Genomic DNA, 377 nt, shown 5'->3' with positions numbered 1-377 from the left:
GAAGTTTTGCCTGAATATAAAATGCGTCGCTCGAATATACCATCGGGTCAAGGACACCGCTAGCACCACCCGCATACACGATGTAGTAGCCATCCTTTCCGTTGTCCTTTACACACGTGGCCGGCACGTTCAGGGCGCGTGCTACCCACTCCATCTGCTGCTGAGTCACGTCTTTGTCCAGCTTATCGCCGCGCACGATGCGATCAGTCAATTCCTGCAATACCGCAAAGAACGCGGTTTGTGCATTTTCACGACTGATAAAATACTTATTCCACAGCTCGTTCAATACTTTGTCAGAGAGTTTCATTCTTGCTCCGTGATTGTTCCAGCAGTTCAGCGACGTATTGTTCCACTGTTTTATCCGCTACCTCGGGAGC

The 377-nt window shown here is 49.9% G+C and carries 1 protein-coding gene; it reads right to left on the bottom strand.

The features are described from left to right. A partial coding sequence (locus AC1RPH_RS07990; protein ID WP_481762055.1) for a hypothetical protein occupies nucleotides 1-307 on the bottom strand: 307 nt, incomplete at its 3' end. Between the last annotated feature and the right edge of the window lie 70 nt (nucleotides 308-377).

The sequence above is a fragment of the Dellaglioa sp. CoH-57-MRSF-16 genome (genome assembly GCF_056782055.1).
This window is presented reverse-complemented; position numbering and strand designations above follow the sequence as displayed.